The organism is uncultured Rothia sp. (assembly GCF_937976295.1).
Classification (GTDB): Bacteria; Actinomycetota; Actinomycetes; order Actinomycetales; family Micrococcaceae; genus Rothia.
This window is the reverse complement of the sequence record NZ_CALJRY010000111.1, coordinates 1-2,086: the sequence shown is the minus strand read 5'-3', so window position 1 is coordinate 2,086 and position 2,086 is coordinate 1. Positions and strand designations below refer to the sequence as shown.

At 58.5% G+C, this 2,086-nt stretch carries 3 protein-coding genes; all 3 read right to left on the bottom strand.

What is annotated here, in order from left to right:
* Positions 1-28: 28 nt before the first annotated feature.
* The 3 genes from Q0216_RS02835 to Q0216_RS02825 all read right to left on the bottom strand — a co-directional run bounded on the left by Q0216_RS02835 (position 29) and on the right by Q0216_RS02825 (position 1,828).
* The gene (locus Q0216_RS02835) at positions 29-847 is read right to left on the bottom strand and encodes a shikimate 5-dehydrogenase (RefSeq protein ID WP_298592763.1); all 819 of its coding nucleotides are present in this window, start codon (positions 845-847) and stop codon (positions 29-31) included.
* A gap of 1 nt (position 848) precedes the next feature.
* Entirely contained in the window at positions 849-1,169 is a 321-nt protein-coding gene (locus Q0216_RS02830; RefSeq protein ID WP_049326839.1) for a glutaredoxin domain-containing protein, read from the bottom strand.
* Between the two features lie 494 nt (positions 1,170-1,663).
* Positions 1,664-1,828: a ribosome recycling factor gene (locus tag Q0216_RS02825; protein ID WP_298592761.1), complete on the bottom strand. Its 165-nt coding sequence runs from the start codon at positions 1,826-1,828 to the stop codon at positions 1,664-1,666.
* Positions 1,829-2,086: the final 258 nt, after the last annotated feature.

Below are 2,086 nucleotides of genomic sequence, written 5' to 3'. Positions count from 1 at the left end.
ACGGGGCGAAGAAGCAGCGGGCGCGAACCTAGTTCGCCTGAGCCTCCGCCTCCTCAACCTCCTCGGGGGTGAGCTCCACACCGGTGTACAGGCGGAATTGCTCAGCAGCCTGCAGAGCAATCACCTCACCGCCGTGAATAACTTCCTTACCCGCCGCGCGAGCCGCACGAATCAGCGGAGTCTCAACGGGCATCGCCACCACGTCAAAGACCACCTGAGCCTCAGCAATAGCCTCCTGCGGGTAGGACAGCTCCTCGCTCTCCTCACCACCAGCCATGCCAATCGGGGTCACGTTCACCAGAATCGGCGCTCGCAGGTTGCCCACCTCCGGCGCCCAGGCGTACTCGTAACGCTCGGCCAGCGCGCGGCCGGTCTCCTCGTTGCGGGCAATAATCATGCCCTGCGAGAAGCCTGCGTCAAAGAACGCGCCAGCCACAGCCGCAGCCATGCCGCCCGAACCGCGCAACAGGAACGGTAGCGACGGATCCACGTGATGCGAACGCAGCAGGGAAGCCACTGCAATCACATCCGTGTTGTATGCCTTCAAGAAGCCGTCAGTGTTCACAATCGTGTTCACTGCACCAATAACCGCCGCCGAGTGATCCATATCGTCCATCAGCGGGATCACAGCCTGCTTGAACGGCATAGACACCGAACAACCGCGAATACCCAGCGCGCGCACGCCGGCGATAGCACCCTCAATATCGGTGGTGGTCATCGCCTTGTACAGGTAATCCAGACCGTGCTTCTCGTACAGGTAATTATGGAACTTGATACCGTGATTCGACGGGCGACCAGACAGAGAAATGCAGACCGTCGTATCGCGGTTCAGTGCCGGGCGAGCCATCTTAAGCCTCGCCGCCAGAGTTGAGAGTGTTCTCAATCAGCTTCTTCACCTTGTTGCGGCTCACCAGGTCAGCGACCACAAAGTGGGTGTCGCCGGTATCCACGGTGGGAACGGTCGCGTTGCCGTCGTTGAGGGACTTCACGTGCGCCTCAGCCTGCGGATCCTCCCAAATGTTAACCCAGGTAGCGTGGTCGCCCAGCTCGCCCAGCTTAGAATCCAGAGCCTCGCAGTAGGGGCAGCCGGGGCGCCAATAAATGACGACGCCGCCATCCTTCATGACCTCGCGTGCCTTCTGCTGATCGGACTGCTGACGTTCAAACATGTGGTTCCTCCATAGACGGGGTGCTCCGCGGTCTTCAGGAGGCGCTGAAACCTGCCTGAGGGCGCAGCTCAATAAGTTGACATATCAAGCATAGCTTGAGTATGCCGGGGTGGGGGAGAGGTCCTCATAGGGCGAACGCCCGCGCAGCACTCCAGCCCGCGCAGCACCCCACAAAAGTCTTCACCCTGACATTAACGGCATACGCCCCACACCAAGGTTGCCGGACCAATGATGCGGGGCGTATACAGTTCGCGAGAAAGCGCGAGCACTTGTGCTGAGTAAGAGTAAAAGAAGAGTGAAAACAGGCTACCCGGCGGTAACCGAAGCTGAGCAATATGCCGAGTGAGTCGGTGAATGAAAGAACCCAGGCGGGGCATAACGCCCCATTATTTCAGAGAGATGTTGAGTGAAAGCCTGTAGCGCACGCCCAGAGGAATGGCGCCCTACCCCATAAGGAAGTGAGGTAAGGCGCCAATCCAAAGGAGACTATCGCCTTACTTGCCGAACTTCTCAGTCAGCTTGGAAGCGTTGTCAGTCACAACCTCTTCAACCTTGGCAACGTGCTCGTCAGTGACGACCTCCTTGCCAGCCTTCTCATTGATGACTTCCTGAGCCTTGTTGAGGCCCTGCTCAACGGTGCCCTTGATATCGAAGCCCACGGGGGCCTCCTTTCTGCGCTTTCGCGCTCTAAAGCCTCACTCTGGGTGAGGGGTGATTCGCCTGTGCGGGCGAAATCGGAGTGTGATGCTTTGGTGGACGAAACCTGCAAGCTGGGCTTGTATGTGACGGTCGAACCCAGTGTAGATGCCATCCATATGCCGGACGATGGGCATCGAAACTTTACAGCTCACGGATTGCGTCCGTCGATAAGTGTACATACCCGCGAGGGCAAGAAAAACCACCCTCAGAAAACGTGG